Consider the following 17,542-nt stretch of genomic DNA (forward strand, 5'->3'; position numbering starts at 1 on the left):
TTCATTCCTCCTTTGAGGATATTGTATTATATATATCAGTTCCGTCATAGTAAAAATCCGACATGGTTTTCATATATTCTTGAGGGGTAATACCACTAATCGCTTTAAAGTCTTTATCAAAGTGGGCCTGATCAAAATATCCTGCTTGTTGTGACAATACTGCAAAGAAGCAAGGCGATTTTTGAATGTGCTTCAACACATAATTAAAGCGGACTAAGCGTGCATAATCCTTAATATTCATTCCGATTTGTGCAAGAAACAAGCGGTTTAGATGACGCTCGCTATAACTGGATTGCCGGGCGACTTCTTTCACTTGTACTTGTCCATGACTATCAGAAATCACTGAAGTCGCTAATAATAAAGCATCCGAAACAATATGATTTTTCATACGTTCATATAAAATTTTTTCACTTGCGTTTACCAATTCTATACCTGTTTTTGATATTATAAATGCTTGATACAGTGAATTAAAAAGTTCATTGTCAATGTCAGCAAGCGAAATGCGTTTGTCGGCAAACTCCCACTGACTTTGACGTGTAATTTGATATAAACCACAGGACGAAAGCTGAATAAGCAATAGGATATGATAACTATTTGGTTCCTTCCCTAAGAAAACAGGCGTCATAGATGCTCCCCAAAGCTCAGCACTTACAGCGTTTCCATCAAAAGCAAGCGACAATGTTCCGCAAGCATTTGGCATGAGCGTATATTGTGCCATGAATGTATCTCTTTCTGGAAAAACAATGTTGTAATAGAGAATATATTTTCTTATGCCTATGTGTGAGGGAAACATATTGAATTGCTTGTTATTTTTGATAATCAAATCATTTCCCCCCGTTTTTTATAGTGAATATAGCGTTGTTGGTTCCTATTTCTGTCTGTGTTTATATCGATTTTTTCCGTATTAAATCTATAATATTTATATTATATGCCCAGTTGTTAAAAACATCAAGGGCGCTATTCAGGGGTGGCCTCCCCAAACCCGGCTTTTTCTGAGTCATTTCGCTATCGCAATTCCTGGGACAGAGAAAACAAAAAACAAGCGTATCGCCCATTGAGAACGATACGCTTGTTTGACATTTTACTTGACAGTTGCCCATAAACAAGATTTATTTAGTGTAATTATCGAAGTAGCCTTGAACTAATACGATAGGTGTTCCTTTGTCACCACTTCCGGAAGTAAGGTCACAGAGGGAACCGATTAAGTCGGTTAACCGGCGTGGGGGAGTTCCCTGAGATACCATGCTTCCAACTAAATTGCTGTCCTTGCTTTGAATATAATTTGAAATGGCAGCCTTTAATTCCGCCCCGCTTAAATCAGCAAAATCGTTATCAGCAAGATATTTTAATTTTACTTCATTAGGCTGGCCTTCCAGACCTTCTGTATATGCCGGAGAAACCACCGGATCTGCCAATTCCCAAATTTTACCCATAGGATCTTTGAAAGCACCGTCGCCATAAATCATAACTTCAATATGCTTTCCAGTCTTTTCAAGGAGTCCGTCTTGAATCTTTTTAACAATGGGTTCGCAGTTGCGGGGGAATAACTTAACGGTGTCTTCGGTAGCTTTATTGCTGCCAAGTAAGCCGTAATTTTCGTTATATCCACTGCCATCAACCGGTGCGGTTAAGATATCATCGAGACCAAAAACAGTCTCTGCGTTGGCAGCTTTTAATAAGCGTTTCGTTCTAAAACGGGTATGAATATCGCAGTTAAGAACATGCTTTGTATAATTTAAGATTGTGCGGCAGTCATTTGCAAGAATAACTTCTACTTCACAGCCTTCTTTTTGGATAAGCTCCTTGTAGTATTCAATGTAATCAACTCCGGTAAAAGTATGCTTACGATAGCCAAAAAGTTCACGGTAATGTGCCTCGGTTAAAACATCAGTCCAGGGGTTAATGCCTTTTTCATCCAAAGCATCAAGATCGATCAGGTGATTCCCTACCTCATCCGAAGGATAACTTAACATGATCACAATCTTTTTAGCGCCTCTTGCAATTCCCTTTAGACAAATGGAAAAACGGTTACGGCTTAAAATAGGAAATACAATACCGATGGTTTCGTTACCGAATTTATTTTTAATATCAGCGGCGATTTGATCTACAGTAGCATAGTTTCCCTGAGCACGGGCAACAATGGCCTCGGTAGCAGCGACGACATCACGGTCACGCAATTCAAAATTTTCGCTTTTGGCTGCATCAAGTACACTAGAAATAACGATATCTGCAATGTCGTCTCCCTGTCTGATAATTGGAGCACGTACACCCCTTGATACAGTACCTATTAATCTCTCCATATGCATGATTCTCCTTTAAACCCATGACAAATGCTGATGGGATGTATTTAATTCACTTTATTATATCATGATAATTGATATTGGTAAACTTAATGCTTTTTATATATGACATAAGTTGTACTTATATCAGAAGCGATTATCAATCTTTTCCTTCATTCATATTTAGCAAGGCAGGAGCATCTTTCTTATAAATTGAATGCTATAATACCATATAAGAAACGTCAGGAGGGATATACATTGAATTACAGGGAACATATAGAAAAAAGTATTGAGTTCATGGAAGATCATATCAGAGAAAACATTACAATAGAAGAAATTGCAAATCAATCCGGGTACTCTCTTTATCATTTTTGCAGGGTTTTCAATCTATGCATGGGTGTATCGGCCATGGAATACATACGGGAGCGCAGATTGTCTTTAGCATCTACGGAACTATTTAAGGGAAGGAAAGTCATTGACATTGCTGTGGATTATGGGTTTGAGACATCCGGTGGTTTTACAAAAGCTTTCCGTAAAGCGTATGGCTATACGCCCACACAGTATGTGGAGCGGATGTCCGGGTATGCTGATGTAAAAAACGCATGTCCTGTTATTGTAAAAAGACCCGCATTTAAGGTAGCCGGATATGGTATTAAAACCGATATTACCGGAGCTGCCTATACAAAGGATATTGCTTCCTTCTGGAGCAATTATAACGGCGAAAATTTAGAGAGTAAAATGTACAAAATTCTGAATCCTGCAAAGCATGGGGAAGTGGGATTGTATGTTCCTTTATCAGAAGATGGCAATGCTATTTATCTTTTGGGCGTGATTGTGGACGATTTTACAAATGTCGGGGAAGATATGCTGACAGCAGAAATCCCAGATGCCGCGTACGCTGTTTTTACAACCAATCCTGTGGATACCACCAATGATAGGGAACAGAAAGAGTTTGCAAAGGTTATTGCAGGAACATGGAAGTATATTTTTGAAGATTGGTTTCGGGACAGCGGCTATGTTTACGACGAAAGTAAATTTGATTTTGAGTTCTACGATGAACGATGTCATCATAGGCAGGATACGGTTATGGATATCTATATTCCTGTTAAAGAGGCATAATGACAGAATGAGTATGATCAGGAAGGAACGGTGATAAAGGATGTTGAACTATTATGGTAGATTGTCTTCCGAAGTGTATGATTTGGATAAGCCTGTGGGCCATTCTTTTGGTGATATAGAATTTTATTCGGATCGGTTAAAGTCGTGTAAAGGCCCGATTCTTGAACCGGCAACGGGAACCGGCCGTGCTTTGATTCCGCTTTTAGAAAAAGGATTCCATGTTGAGGGATTTGACAGTTCAAAGGACATGCTGCGTATCTGTCATGATAATTGCAAAAGGAGGGGCTTAAATCCTAATCTCTTTGAGGCAAAGATGGAGTCTTTTTCACTGGATAAAAAATATGAAGCTATTATAGTATCGACGGGAACCATTCTTTTATTATACAAAAGAGCTGATTCCATAAAAGCATTACAAAACTTCCATGAGCATCTATCTGACGGCGGCCGGTTAATCGTAGATATATTATTGCAAAGTGATATTTCAAAAGGAATTGTATCCACAAGGACCTGGGAATGTCCGAATGGGGATATTATTACATTAGAAAATAAAATTGTAGAAGTTGATTATATTAATCAATATACGATTTCCCACGGACGGTATGAAAAGTGGCGTGATGGCGCGCTTGTACAAACGGAATTAGAGCGTTTTCCGTTACGGTGGTATGGCGTGGAAGAGTTTCGATCCATACTTGAACGTATTGGATTTAAAGACATCGTGATTTCTTCAGACTATAATTTGGGAAGATATCCAACGACATCAGAAGATATCATCACTTTTGAAGCTGTAGCAGCGAAATAACAAATTAACGTGTTTGCATAACGCAATGCAAAGATTATTGACGAATGATCTCATAAAATATATAATAATAACCAGTTGAAAAGAATATTGTTATATAAAGTAAGAGATTAGGTTTTCTAGGGTTCCGCAGTTTTAACCGGTCTGTGACCAAGAGAGAACTCATAGTTTTATAATTGAGGTGCGGAATAATAAAGGCCTGGGAGATATCTGTATGATATCTTTCAGGCTTTATTGTCACTTGCTGCTGATTCGCCGGCATTGGGAAAGGAGATAATAATATGAAGAAAAAATTTGCATTTTTACTGATGGGAGGTCACTATAACCCAGAGATTCATCAGGCCTGTTTTGAGACAGAGAAACAAATCAGCTATGTATTTACCGTCAGAAATTTTACGGAAGCCTGTGATAAGCTTGTTTTCTTAGAAAGTGAAGGTGTTGGGGCAGTTGAATTATGCGGAGCATTTGGTGAAGAAGGTGCGCAAAAATTGATAGAACTGACAAATAATAAAATTGCTATCGGCTATGTCACCCATAAGCCGGAACAGGATCAGTTATTTGCTGATTTTTTTTCTAGCTTTAATCGATGAAAGGAAAGCCATGCACAGTTCACAAAACAGGAGGTACAAGGTTTTATGAGTGTCATCATTAGACCTATTGAGGAAAACGACGCTGAAGCACTTTGGCATATGATGTCCGCACTTGATGCTGAGACAAAATATATGATGTACGAGCCAAATGAACGGGCGAAAAATATGGATAGAATAAAATCCACCATAAAGGAAGCTGCCGCAGGCAATAATCTGTTTTTAGCTGCCGAAGCAGATCATGAAATTGTTGGATATATATCTGCGCAAAAAGGCATTTTAAGAAGAGTAAAACATTCTGCATATATCGTAGTGGGAATTCGCGCAGCCTATCAGCGGCAGGGGATCGGTACCTCATTTTTTAAGCAGCTGGACAAGTGGGCTGATGAGAAAGGGGTTACCAGGCTTGAATTAACGGTAATGTGTATCAATGATGCTGCGAGACACCTCTACGAAAAAAATGGATTTGTCGTTGAAGGAATAAAGAAAAATTCCATGGTTGTGGATGGAACGTATGTGGACGAATATTATATGGCCAAACTATTATAAGCGATGGATATAATATCAGTCCCATTAACAGGAATTTGGGAGGTGATTTCAATTTGAAGCTGTTTATTATAGAAGACGATATCGTTCTGAGAACAGAATTGATTTCGCTGCTGGAAAGCTATAATTATTCTTGTGAAACAAGTGATAACTTTAAAAATATCATATCAGAAGCAACGGATTCAGACGCAGATTTGATTTTGCTTGATATCAATCTGCCTTATTATGATGGATATCACGTATGCCGGGAGATCCGTAAACGATCGGATGTGCCAATTATGGTTGTGACAAGCCGTAACAATGACATGGATGAACTGATGAGCATGAACCTGGGCGCGGATGATTTTATAACAAAACCCTATAACATTCAGATCTTGCTTGCCAGGATCGGAGCCATACTTAAACGCACCAATCAGAAGAATTATTCATCAGAAGTAGAATATAAGGGTTTAACCTTGTCAATGGCAAAAAGCACAGTATATTATGAAAATAAAGAGGTTGAGCTCACGAAAAATGAATTGCGTATTCTCTCTGTTTTAATGCAAAATGCAAACAGCATTATTTCACGGGATGATTTAATGGACGAGCTTTGGCAGTCGGATGAATTCGTCGATGATAATACACTGACTGTTAATGTCAACCGTCTGCGTAAAAAGTTAGAAGAAATCGGTGCTGCAGATTTTATAAAAACAAAACGTGGCCAGGGGTATATGATATGAAGTTTTCAAGCTTTTTAAAGGATAAGATCCTGTTTTTATTGTCGCAAAGCTTTATCATTGTTTTTTTGGCCTTTCTGTTAGATGTCTACCATATCAGCCGTTATGCCGTAATACTTATTTGTACGACTATTATCATAACCTCATTCGTTGCACTGGCTTACGAATATCTGATACGCAGCAGATATTATAGAAGATTAAATAAAACGCTGGAGTCAATGGAGCAAAAGCAGTACATCGCTTCCCTGTTAGAAGAGCCTAATTTTGCAGAAGCGGAAGTTCTATGTGAAATTCTTAAGCATGTTACAAAAGCAATGAACGATGAAATTGCTTCCTACAAGATATCCCAGGATGAATACCGGGAATATATTGAAACATGGATTCACGAGATAAAGATCCCTATTTCCTGCATCGAACTAATCTGCCAAAATAACCGCAATGACATAACAAAGAGAATATCCGAAGAAACTGTGCGGGTGGATTCTTATATCGAGCAGGCTCTTTATTATGCCCGGAGCAAAAACGTTGCGTCTGACTACAGCATCAGAAGGCTTTCTCTTGACAGCTTAGTGAAGGCTGCGGTAAAGAAACATTCAAAGCAGCTGATAGGGTGCGGCGCACAGGTGAAACTGGACAATCTTGATTATACGGTTTATGCCGATGAAAAGTGGCTTGATTTCATTATTGGGCAGATTATTGCAAATAGTATCAAATATAAAAAAGATGCTTTGACGCTATGGTTTTCTGCTTTAGAAAACCAGGAGAATATTATTCTTTTTATCCGGGATAACGGAATTGGAATTTCTGAAGGCGACCTTGGGAGAGTGTTCGAAAAGGGATTTACAGGAGAAAACGGAAGGGCTTTTGCCAAATCTACGGGGATCGGCCTGTACCTATGCAAAGAACTCTGTAATAAAATGTATCTTGGATTAGAAGTCCAGTCAGCCGCCGGAGACGGTACAACAATTAAAATAACATTTCCAAAAGACAGACAGTCATTCCTGCAGTAAAGGGTCTAGGCGCGATAATTGTGAATTTGAAATATGTACGGTATCATTGCGTTTGAAGCAGAGATATGCAGAAACTTATTAATTATAAGACGGAAGAGGGGGATTCATGGTCATGTTTCGCTATGTACACACAAATATTATTGCTAAAGATGCAAAAAAACTGATTGATTTTTATAAAAAGGTATTTCACTGCAAAAGCATCAATGAAACACGTGATCTGCAAGGGGTATGGTTAGACAGACTAACAGGACTGAAGGATGCACATATTACAGGAGAGCATCTTCTTTTGCCCGGATACGTGGAAGACCATCCAACCCTCGAAATATTTTCATATGACATGCTGGAAGGAACCATACCTTCGGAGATTAACCGACCGGGAATTGCACATATAGCTTTTGAAGTGGATGATGTGGAAGCAACCTTGGCAGAAGTCATTAGGGCGGGAGGAAGCAATGCCGGAGAGCTGGTTACTGCGGCATACCCAAACGGCAAGGAAGCGGTATTTGTTTATGCGCGGGACCCTGAAGGAAATATTCTTGAACTGCAAAGCTGGAGACAGATAAATCAAACCTAAAGAATGAGGCGTTAAATTCAATGTATCGTTGTGTCATGGTAACGCTGAAAGAGCGTATAACACACGATACATTACAATCAAAGTAGTGTGTCAACAAAAAAGGCTGTATGTTCCCTCTGCGGGAGCATACAGCCTTTTATCTTACAAATTTGTTCGATTATCGTAAGTAAAATCTATGGTTCCATGATTCTTCTCCTGTTATACTGAGGAAGCAAACCACGAAAGGAGTAATTTTGATGAAAAATAAAACAATTAGTATCAGTATATTGCTACTTGCTGTCATCAGCTTCCTTATGGGTAGTTTAAAAATATCTCCTATAGTTTCTGCCGGATATGAAATGTATAGGAATGCGACAGAAGCCATAAGCGTGCCGGATAAAGTAGAGGAGCTTAAACAGCAAAACAGTTATATTTCATTTGATGAGATACCGGATGGATATAAAGAACAGGTGTTACAATCAGAAGACAAACGTTTTTACTATCATTTTGGCTTTGATCCCATTGCCATGGCAAGGGCTATGGCAAATAATCTGATCGCAGGAAGCTTCGTGCAAGGGGGGAGCACGGTCACCCAGCAGCTTGCAAAAAATATGTACTTTTCTTTTGAAAAGAAATATGAACGGAAGGTGGCAGAATTATTTGTTGCTTTTCAGCTTGAAAAAGATCTTACAAAGGATGAAATACTGGAGCTTTATTGTAATATCGCTTACTATGGGGAAGGATGTTATGGGCTGAAGCAGGCGGCGAATCATTATTACGGTGTTGAGCCTTTAGACCTGACAAACACGCAGATCAAGGCACTTGTATGGACAATTAAAAGTCCAAATAAGTACAATCCCAATGCTTATAAAGCGATTCCTGTATAATAGACGCAAGCGACTGTTATCGTGCTGCATTTGCAAAATGCTGCTTTGCGGCGCTTGGCTCATTGTTTTCCTGGTATAATAAAAAGTGACAAAAATGTTCGTTCCATGTAAGCAAAATCAATGGCTGGCAGAGGCAGATGGAATTATAATAGACATAATTCAGAAATAGAAAAGGAGATTATAAATGTTACAAAAAGGACTCAATAGTTTTCAGATTAAAATAATTGCTTTGGTGCTCATGGTATTCGATCATATTCACTATACTTTTACAGGTGTTTTCCAGGTTCCGCTGTGGTTTACAATACTGGGCAGATTATCAGCGCCTCTATTCATCTTTGCTACAGCCAATGGCATGAGATACACAAGAAACCCGGTAAAATATTTAATGCGTTTATGGTTTGGATTTGTATTTATGAACTTTGGCAATGATCTGATTAATCATTATTTCCCGTTGCCTAATGGGGGTATTATCATAAATAATATTTTTTCCACGCTATTTGTAATATGTCTGATCATATTCAGTATTCAGCGGATTTCTATATGCAGGAAAGAGAACCGTCCGTTTCTGCAATATATATTTTTAATGCTTGTTCCTGTTTTCAGCAGTATCATCATACTGTTGGCCATGTCTGATCCAGGATTATTCTTTATAACAAGAGGGATAATGCTCTTCGTTCCCTCACTTTTATTCTGTGAAGGCGGTATTGTACTGGTTGTTTTAGGCGTTGGATTATATTTATGCAACCAGGATAAAAAGAAAATCGGTATATTTTATTTTCTGCTCAGCCTTTTGATCTTTGCTATGGGTTATAATCCCGAGATCGGTGTGGAGAGCATGTTTTTGGATAATATTCAGTGGTATATGGTATTTGCCTTACCATTTATGCTGCTTTACAATAAGCAGAAGGGCCGCGGAATGAAATATTTCTTTTATGCCTTTTATCCGGCCCATATTTATATTTTAACGATTTTAGCCTATATTATTTCTATACACTAGAGGAAAGGATGGACATTATGAATACAATCTTAAAGGTTGAGAACCTTCAGAAATATTACGGTAATAAAGGGAATGTAACAAAGGCTGTTGACAATATCAGCTTTAATGTTTCAGAAGGAGAATATATCGGTATTATGGGGGCATCGGGAAGCGGAAAAACCACCATTCTTAATTGTGTTTCCACCATTGATGATGCGACCTCAGGTCATATTTATATAGATGGAATGGATGTCACTGAGATGAAAGCAGAAGCCTTATCAAAGTTCAGACGTGAAAAGCTTGGCTTTATTTTTCAGGACTTCAATCTTTTAGATACCCTGACTGCTCATGAAAATATTGCACTTGCACTGGCAATTATGAAAGCTCCAGCAGGAGAAATGGATGAGCGGATCCACCAGGCTGCCTCCCTTTTAAACATCACGGAAGTATTGCATAAGTATCCGTATCAGATGTCAGGCGGCCAAAAGCAGCGTGTAGCTGCAGCTAGGGCAATTATTACAAATCCGACCCTGATTCTTGCCGATGAACCTACCGGAGCCCTGGACTCCAGGTCTGCAAAGATGCTTTTGGAAAGCTTTAAAAATTTAAATGAACAGATTAATGCTGCCATTTTAATGGTAACCCATGATGCATTTACTGCCAGCTATTGCAAGCGCATTTTGTTCATCAAAGACGGAAAGCTGTTTAATGAGCTTATCCGGGGAAAGGAATCACGCAAGGAATTTTTTGACCGGATCATGGAGGTTATGGCTCTTCTTGGAGGTGATTTAAGTGCTGACTAAGCTTGTTTTTAAAAATGTCGGAAAAAGCATGCAGGATTACACGGTATATTTTTTCACTCTTGTATTTGGCGTTTCTATCTTTTATATGTTTAACTCCATCTATGCGCAGCAGGATATCATGGTTGTGACGGAAATACTAACCGATTCCATGGTTGCACTTAGAAAGATATTATCAGTCATATCAGTGTTTGTTGCAGTGATCCTGGGTTTTTTGATCGTGTATGCAAATAGTTTTTTTATCAGGCGCCGTAAAAAAGAAATGGGTATTTACATGACTCTGGGTATGAGCAAAGGTAAAATTTCTGCCATTCTTGTATTTGAAACTTTTCTCATGGGACTCCTTGCTTTAATTGCAGGGCTGATCATCGGTGTTTTCGGTTCCCAGTTTATGTCCGTGTTCACTGCTAAAATATTTGAGGCAGACATGACCGCCTATAAATTCATATTTTCACCAGATGCAGCGGTGAAAAGTATCCTTTATTTCGCGGTTATTTTTTTGACCGTAATCATTTTCAATACAATTGCAGTCAGCAAGTATAAACTGATTGACTTGATCTATGGCGGCCGGAAAAATGAAAGCTTAAAAATCAGAAGTACCAAATTATCGGTGCTGGTTTTCCTGGTATCTATTGTTTTCTTAGGAACCGCCTATGCATTGGTTTTGAAAAATGGAATTATTAATATTAACCGTATCTTCCTTTGGTCCATTATTTTAGGAACGGCTGGTTCATTACTGTTTTTCTTTTCTCTTTCGGGAATACTTACAAAGCTGGTACAATCTAATAAAAAGCTTTATTATAAAAACCTGACCATGTTTGTAACCCGTCAGCTCACCAGTAAGATCAACACAAACTTTATATCCATATCCGTGGTCAGTATTGTCTTGCTTCTGGTAATCGGTATTTTTTCAACCGGTTACAGCATGAAAAATATTCTGTCAGCCGATTTAAAGGAGACTGCGCCCTATGATGTCAGTTTTTATGGCGATGGGAAAGGGAATTATAAGACCATATATGAAAGCCTGCCTTTGTCAATAAAAGGGATTGATGCAATTAGCCATGAATATAGTATTTACCGCGGGGACCTTCATTATAAGGATTTCCCGGTTGATTATTCTTCCCTGTCCTTTGATATCGGGAAACGTGGCCTCGATTTTGTTATGTTTTCTGATTACCAGAAGTTTTTAGAAATGCAGGGAATGGAAAAAGCCGATCTTCCTGGAAATGGGTATTTCATCATTGCGTCCGGCGACGTTTACCAGCATATTGCGCAGCAGTTCCTTGATAGGAATGTAACAATCTCCCTTGGAGGTAAAACGCTCCAGCCAAAGGGGGAAGTACAAAACATAAAGCTTTCCAACAGTGATTCCGGTATCACGTTTGTTGTAAATGACGGGTTTTCTGAAACCCTTAACAAGTCACCGGATCAGGTGCTTAACATGATATGCAAAACTGGGGAAGGATCAAAGGAACTTCAGGAAAACCTAAATCAATATAGTAACAGCGAGGATTATCAGGAAAAGGGCTTTTGGTACTATTCAAGCAGAGAAGAGATCTATGCTTCATCGCTTGCCATGAAAGCCATCATATCCTTTTTAGCTATTTATCTTGGCATTGTGTTTATGGTTGCCTGCGCGGCAATTCTTGCAATCCAGCAGCTTGCCCAGGCATCGGATAACAAGGAACGTTATGCACTGTTAAGGAAGCTGGGTGCTGAAAAGAAAATGCTGGACAGGGCATTGTTTGTACAAATACTTTGTTACTTTTTACTGCCTTTTATACTTGGAATTGTTCATTCCATTGTTGGGCTTACAGCTGTAAATAATGTAATGATGGCCTTTGAACGTGTGAATGTGATGGATAGCGTTTTTATCCCGGCGTTGTTTATTGTTTTTATTTATGGCGTTTATTTTGGATTGACTTATATCGGGTGTAAGCATATTTTAAGAAGAGATCAATATTAAATGTGTTTGAAAGCCTAAAACAGGTCCGTGTTTTTTATATATTGAAAAACATGGACTTTTTGTAATATTGTTTTTCTTTACGAAACGTAAGACTGGTACTATAATTCATCTATAGCATAAATGAAGTGAGGAGAAAAGATGAAGAAAGAATTGTCCTATTTTAGAGTCGGAGATTCCTTTGGCGGAAATCAGGATTGGTTCCGGGACCCTATGATGCATCTGGGTGGATGTGGGGCGGCGGCAGCCTGTGATGCCTGCATCAATATGGCGCTCCATGACAATAAAACCCATCTGTATCCCTATGATATCAAAAGACTTGACAAGGAAGATTATATAAATTTTTCCAAGATAATGAAGCCCTATTTAAAGCCCCGATTTCATGGAATCGATACACTGGATATATTTATAGACGGGTTTTATAAATATTTGCAGGATGTGGGTGCACCGGATATACAGCTGGCAGGCTGTCCGGGAGAGGTTCCGGCTAAGGAAGCAGCCAGGGAAATCATAAGCCAGATTGACAAGGGTATCTCGATTCCTTTCTTGCTGCTGCGGCATAAGAATGTTAATTTTAAGGATCTGGTCTGGCATTGGTTCATGCTTGTGGGATATGAAGAATTCGAAGATGAGTTTTTTGTAAAAATTGCAACCTATGGCGGGTTTCGTTGGCTGTCTTTTTATGAGCTGTGGGAGACTGGCTTCGGGCGCAAAGGTGGAATGGTATTATTAAGAGTTAAGCAGTCACAGTAAGGTGGTGGCCATAAAACCATGAGGGAGTGTTAAGGACAAACAAACGGCTTCGCCATCCTTGACACCCCCTTACGTCATTTTAAGGTAGTCAGGCGGCAACGCTGACAGAGCGTATAACATTCAGCAATAAATTTTTATGGCTATAAATCATAAAATTGACAAATCCTATTTTAGTGCTATATTTGATGTATGATGAATGTTGAGGAGGCGTATGATTTGCCGGTTGTCATTGAGCTTTATTCCCAGTACATCGGCAAAGATTGGCTTGCAGTTATAAAGTATGACCTTTTGAATAAAAGCATAGAAGGAGGAAATTGTCTTGAGTGAAAATTTAAGTTATATAATTGGGATAATGGGGTTCTCATGGGTTCTTATATTGTTTGCTACTGCTTTTACCCCATATTTTATACAAAAAAATATCTGCTTTGGTATTTCTATACCTGTAAGCGAATATAACGATCCTAAGATAAAATTATTGCGGCGCAATTACTGCATCAGCTGTCTTGTGATTGGTTTGGTATTGGGAATTGGAAGCACTATTTGTTATATCTGGATGCCGGAAGAACGGGCGTTATGGCTCCAGCTGAGCGGTATATTCCTGTATCTCGCTGCCAGTACTTTCATATACTTTTTCGCGCGTTCAGAGATCAAGGCGATCAAACAAGAACGTGATTGGCAGATTGATACGGAGACAGTGACAAATATCAGTGAAAAATCTGATAAAACGATTGGTACTGCGTGGTATCTTTTGTATCTTGTCCCGATTGCCATTGCCGTTATTGCAGCCGTGTTTAAATATCCATCTTTACCCGGGCAAATCCCCATGCATTACAACCTTGCAGGAGAAGTGGACCGCTATGCTGCAAAATCCTTAGGAACGTTTGCTGTGATGCCACTGATCCAAAGTTTCACTGGACTTCTGTTTGCAGGAATCAATTTTGGCATTGGCACGTCCAGGAATCAGCAGAGTCACCGGAGAACTCAGGCCTTCCAGGGTATAATGAGTATTTTCTTATATGCTGTCGGATTTATGGTAATGCTGTTATTTACCTGCATTCAACTTACTATGCTGTCCATAATAAATGAAAAGCTGATGATGGTTCTGCCCTTTGCCTTTTTTGCTGCTATTTTCATTAGCTGCATTTATCTTGGGGTTAAGGTCGGCCAGGGAGGAAGCCGGTTGGATATAAGGGATGATGCGACAGGAAACAAGGTGGACGATGACCGTTATTGGCTGGGCGGTTTTCTGTATTGCAACAAAGAAGATCCATCTCTTTTTGTGGAAAAACGATTCGGAATAGGTTATACCTTAAATTTTGGAAATCCTAAAAGTCTCATAGCGATCGCTGCACTTGTAGTCTTTATTTTGGCAACTACATTGCTTCCATTCATGTTAGAATAAACTGGGATGCGTTTCGTTGAGGAGTGAATCATATGGTAAGATATCTTGCAGCATCAACATTGGTTTTGCTTGTAATGCTTGTTATGATCCGGACCTTTCAATTAAAGAGGCTGGGGATAAAAGCAATTCAATTTGGCGAAAAAGATAAAACGGATTTTCTGATCCTGCCATTTGCATTTCTATTATTCTATATCGTATTTGCAAGTGCTTTTGATCTGCCTGGAATAGGAGTTGAATTGTTTGACGTTACATTCACCGGCTGGATAGGCGCGATACTATGTGTTATGGGTATTTTATTGTTTATATACGCACTGATTTCATTTGGAAAAAGCTTTCGTGTAGGTCTTGATGAAGACCATCCGGGGGAGCTTGTGACCACAGGCGCATTTTCCATAAGCCGAAATCCCATATATACCGCATTTGGATTGGTTTTATCAGGCGTATTTTTCATTATCCCCAATTGGATAATCCTTATCTATGTTTTTGTCGGAATGTGGCTATTTAACCGACAAATCCTTCTAGAGGAACAGTCACTAAAAGGAATATACGGGGAAGAATATATGGAATATTGTAAAAAAGTCAGGCGGTTTTTATAATTTAGGAATGGGAAAGGAGGATTAATCTTGTTAGGAAATAAAATAATAGGGCAGCATGAATACAATATCAGGTTATTGTCTGGCGATGATGAGATAGACGTACAGGATCTATGTGAAAGATGCTCCGACTTTTTTGAATTAACTGAAGGAGGGCCGCCCAAAAAGGATGAAGGAAAAAGCATTCTGTCTGACTTGCCGCCGGGTAAAGCAATGAAAGACAAGTTTGTATTTGGAGTATATAAAAAGAATGTTTTAATTGCTGTAATAGATATGGTTAAAGATTATAAAGCGACTGGTGAGTGGATAATAGGCTTACTTATGCTTGACCCAAAGGAAAGAGGAAACAGTTTGGGAAAAAAATTACATGATTCTATAAAAGACTGGGTTCTGGAAGAACATGGCAGGGCATTAAGAATCGGGGTTTTGGAAGATAACCACATGGGGTATAAGTTCTGGTGTAAGATGGGATATATAGAAGTTGACAGAGTGAAAAAGACCTATGGAAATAGGGAACATACCGTAAAAGTAATGAATTTATTTCTTAAATGATCCGCTGCCCTATGTTACAGGGCAGCGGTTTTATGTATGGGCTCTAACCTGAAACAGTTTTTACTCATGCCGCTGGAGTATTATTTAAGCTGATCGTGAAACGTATTCGCCAGCTGATTGGCGGCTTCCTTACCGGTATATAATGCCCCCTGCATCCAGCCGTGCTTAGTGGATAGGTGTTCACCGGCAAAGTAGACCCTCTGATTAAATTCCGGCTTCAGCATCTCATAGGCAAACAGTTCTTTCTGACCTGGAAGTGTCATAGCAAAAGCTCCCCGGTTATTGGGTTGATTATCCCAAACAACAGTCTTATGGTCTTCTACAATGGAATCTAAGAATCTTCTTGGCAATCCGTGAACTTCCTCCACATTTCTTCTTATCTGTTTATACCGGGGGATTTCGTCCATATTTCCCACCCTTGTTGCATTTAAATGATAATTATAGGAAGCCACCAGTACTCCAGGATCATCCGGCGAACAGGAGGAAACATCAGGGCAAAGGATATGATCTCCCGGATAGAAGATGGACTGAATAGGCAGGTCTGTCTGGGAAAATCCCCCCACCATTCTTCCGTAATCGGTATCCTGCTCCCAAAAACGTTTATTGCACATAAAAAGTGTTTTTTGCGAATTAATATAGTTAAACTCTAAAATAGCCTGCATCTTAAGGTTGCTGAAATATGGCTTGATTTCTACTTCTCTAAGAGTAGAGTAGGGAATCGCACATACAATGTAATCAAATACATCGGTAGTTCTCCTGAGATTCCGTACATTGCGGTGAGTTAGAATGATTTGATTATTATAAGGCGACTGATAAATACCGATAACCGTCTGTCCGGGCTGATATTTAACCGTGCCAAGCTGAGATGCTGGAATATTTTGATACTGGGTCGGATTATCTGCGAGAAGAGATTGGACAAATGCATAGGGCAGATTTACCATTCCGCCTTCGATGGTATAGGTGTTACGGTAATCGAGAGTATATTCCTCATGGGTGATTTCATCATAACTGATATTCAGCAAAGCGCCGGTACCTGGGCTGACCCCAGAGATCAAGCTGATCAACCCCTGGCTTAACCCCAGGTTTTCCAGGGTCTGCCGGACGGTATAGTTTGTAAGAGTTAAATATTCCGGGGAATATTCCGGTAAAATTTGTATTAGCTCTGACCGGATATCAGGCGGAAGCTGCATCATCAGATACAAAAAGGCATAGTCATCAAGCTCTGGCCAGGGAGTGCTTCTTTCCTGAGGGGTCAAATCATATAAAGGATAAAGCATCTGTTCAATGGAGTCTGATGTTCTCAGACGGGTATTATGTACGTATAAAAAATTATTTCGCTGCCTTACGGACAGTGGAAATGTGTTAAGGCCTAATAAATTGATGTAATGCCAGGTGGTTTCATGAGTCGCCGGAATTCTATGAGCGCCGAATTCATTGTAGTATTTGCCTTCCGGATCAAAATAATAGGTATAAACTCTTCCCCCGATTCTATTTTCATTGGCTTCCAGAATTGTAATATCGGCTCCCAGCTTACGAAGCTCGAATGCGGCGGCCAGACCGGCCAGCCCTCCTCCGATGACACCTATTTTTACCCCTTTCATTTCTCCCGGCGATGCATAATTTGTGATATCCGGGGGAGGGCTCAGTAAATTAACAATATATTCGTAATCTTCCGGCCGGCCCGCCCTTTCTAATGATGTTCTGATCATTTCGCGCCGTTGTTCATTCGTAGGGTTTATAACTTGATTTAATGGAACAGCCATTGATTATACCTCATAATATCATTACAGTTTAATATATTGGTAACCTTCCCCGAATATAACAAAATAGGGGAGCCATGAGCTGCAGGCCGGCGTAATTTGGTTCTCATGGACGTGCGCATAAGGCGAACGCTGTACAGAGATTAATTTTCTGATTGTAATTTTAATGTTTATTGTGTAAATTAATTACAGAAGATAAATATCTTAGTATGCAGTTCTGATAATGAATGGGAAACATAGGGAAAAATGA

At 39.4% G+C, this 17,542-nt stretch carries 18 protein-coding genes; 15 read left to right on the top strand and 3 right to left on the bottom strand.

Annotated features, from left to right (window positions below):
• Nucleotide 1: 1 nt before the first annotated feature.
• Together BMW45_RS16350 and BMW45_RS16355 are read right to left on the bottom strand one after the other, a co-directional pair.
• On the bottom strand, nt 2-823 hold the full coding sequence (locus BMW45_RS16350) for a helix-turn-helix domain-containing protein (RefSeq protein ID WP_092245811.1): 822 nt from the start codon (nt 821-823) through the stop codon (nt 2-4).
• A 286-nt stretch (nt 824-1,109) separates the two neighbouring features.
• The gene (locus tag BMW45_RS16355; protein ID WP_092245814.1) at nt 1,110-2,300 is read right to left on the bottom strand and encodes a coenzyme F420-0:L-glutamate ligase; all 1,191 of its coding nucleotides are present in this window, start codon (nt 2,298-2,300) and stop codon (nt 1,110-1,112) included.
• Between the two features lie 237 nt (nt 2,301-2,537).
• Here BMW45_RS16355 and BMW45_RS16360 point away from each other — a divergent pair, with 237 nt between their 5' ends.
• The 15 genes from BMW45_RS16360 (at nt 2,538) to BMW45_RS16430 (ending at nt 15,532) form a co-directional block, all read left to right on the top strand.
• Nucleotides 2,538-3,398, top strand: a complete 861-nt coding sequence (locus BMW45_RS16360) for an AraC family transcriptional regulator (protein WP_092245817.1) — start codon at nt 2,538-2,540, stop codon at nt 3,396-3,398.
• Between the two features lie 40 nt (nt 3,399-3,438).
• Complete coding sequence (locus BMW45_RS16365) at nt 3,439-4,197, top strand: class I SAM-dependent methyltransferase (RefSeq protein ID WP_092245819.1); 759 nt, start codon at nt 3,439-3,441, stop codon at nt 4,195-4,197.
• A 278-nt stretch (nt 4,198-4,475) separates the two neighbouring features.
• Nucleotides 4,476-4,784, top strand: coding sequence for a DUF6506 family protein (locus tag BMW45_RS16370; RefSeq protein ID WP_092245822.1), 309 nt, complete (start codon nt 4,476-4,478; stop codon nt 4,782-4,784).
• A gap of 45 nt (nt 4,785-4,829) precedes the next feature.
• The gene (locus BMW45_RS16375) at nt 4,830-5,330 is read left to right on the top strand and encodes a GNAT family N-acetyltransferase (RefSeq protein ID WP_092245825.1); all 501 of its coding nucleotides are present in this window, start codon (nt 4,830-4,832) and stop codon (nt 5,328-5,330) included.
• Between the two features lie 53 nt (nt 5,331-5,383).
• Nucleotides 5,384-6,046 carry a response regulator transcription factor gene (locus tag BMW45_RS16380; protein WP_054791571.1) on the top strand — a complete coding sequence of 221 codons (663 nt, stop codon included), beginning with the start codon at nt 5,384-5,386 and terminating at the stop codon, nt 6,044-6,046.
• A complete protein-coding gene (locus tag BMW45_RS16385; protein ID WP_092245828.1) occupies nt 6,043-7,053 on the top strand; it encodes a sensor histidine kinase in 1,011 nt (336 codons plus the stop codon). The genes BMW45_RS16380 and BMW45_RS16385 overlap by 4 nt, the downstream gene beginning before the upstream one ends.
• Before the next feature lie 112 nt (nt 7,054-7,165).
• Nucleotides 7,166-7,627 (top strand): VOC family protein, encoded by a 462-nt coding sequence (locus BMW45_RS16390; RefSeq protein ID WP_092246606.1) that lies wholly within the window; start codon nt 7,166-7,168, stop codon nt 7,625-7,627.
• Nucleotides 7,628-7,863: 236 nt separating this feature from the next.
• On the top strand, nt 7,864-8,493 hold the full coding sequence (locus tag BMW45_RS16395; RefSeq protein WP_092245831.1) for a biosynthetic peptidoglycan transglycosylase: 630 nt from the start codon (nt 7,864-7,866) through the stop codon (nt 8,491-8,493).
• Nucleotides 8,494-8,677: 184 nt separating this feature from the next.
• Nucleotides 8,678-9,490, top strand: coding sequence for a TraX family protein (locus BMW45_RS16400; RefSeq protein ID WP_092245834.1), 813 nt, complete (start codon nt 8,678-8,680; stop codon nt 9,488-9,490).
• Nucleotides 9,491-9,507: 17 nt separating this feature from the next.
• Nucleotides 9,508-10,272 (top strand): ABC transporter ATP-binding protein, encoded by a 765-nt coding sequence (locus BMW45_RS16405; RefSeq protein ID WP_092246609.1) that lies wholly within the window; start codon nt 9,508-9,510, stop codon nt 10,270-10,272.
• Complete coding sequence (locus tag BMW45_RS16410) at nt 10,262-12,235, top strand: ABC transporter permease (RefSeq protein WP_092245837.1); 1,974 nt, start codon at nt 10,262-10,264, stop codon at nt 12,233-12,235. The genes BMW45_RS16405 and BMW45_RS16410 overlap by 11 nt, the downstream gene beginning before the upstream one ends.
• 138 nt (nt 12,236-12,373) lie before the next feature.
• Complete coding sequence (locus BMW45_RS16415) at nt 12,374-12,985, top strand: hypothetical protein (RefSeq protein WP_092245840.1); 612 nt, start codon at nt 12,374-12,376, stop codon at nt 12,983-12,985.
• A gap of 319 nt (nt 12,986-13,304) precedes the next feature.
• The gene (locus tag BMW45_RS16420; protein WP_092245843.1) at nt 13,305-14,387 is read left to right on the top strand and encodes a DUF1648 domain-containing protein; all 1,083 of its coding nucleotides are present in this window, start codon (nt 13,305-13,307) and stop codon (nt 14,385-14,387) included.
• 32 nt (nt 14,388-14,419) lie between these two features.
• Nucleotides 14,420-14,983, top strand: a complete 564-nt coding sequence (locus BMW45_RS16425) for a methyltransferase family protein (RefSeq protein ID WP_092245846.1) — start codon at nt 14,420-14,422, stop codon at nt 14,981-14,983.
• A 27-nt stretch (nt 14,984-15,010) separates the two neighbouring features.
• A complete protein-coding gene (locus BMW45_RS16430; protein WP_092245849.1) occupies nt 15,011-15,532 on the top strand; it encodes a GNAT family N-acetyltransferase in 522 nt (173 codons plus the stop codon).
• A gap of 80 nt (nt 15,533-15,612) precedes the next feature.
• On the opposite strand, the gene BMW45_RS16435 is transcribed toward BMW45_RS16430, so the two are convergent.
• Nucleotides 15,613-17,295: a flavin monoamine oxidase family protein gene (locus BMW45_RS16435; RefSeq protein ID WP_092245851.1), complete on the bottom strand. Its 1,683-nt coding sequence runs from the start codon at nt 17,293-17,295 to the stop codon at nt 15,613-15,615.
• Nucleotides 17,296-17,542: the final 247 nt, after the last annotated feature.

This window comes from Lacrimispora sphenoides, from assembly GCF_900105215.1.
GTDB lineage: Bacteria > Bacillota > Clostridia > Lachnospirales > Lachnospiraceae > Lacrimispora > Lacrimispora sphenoides_A.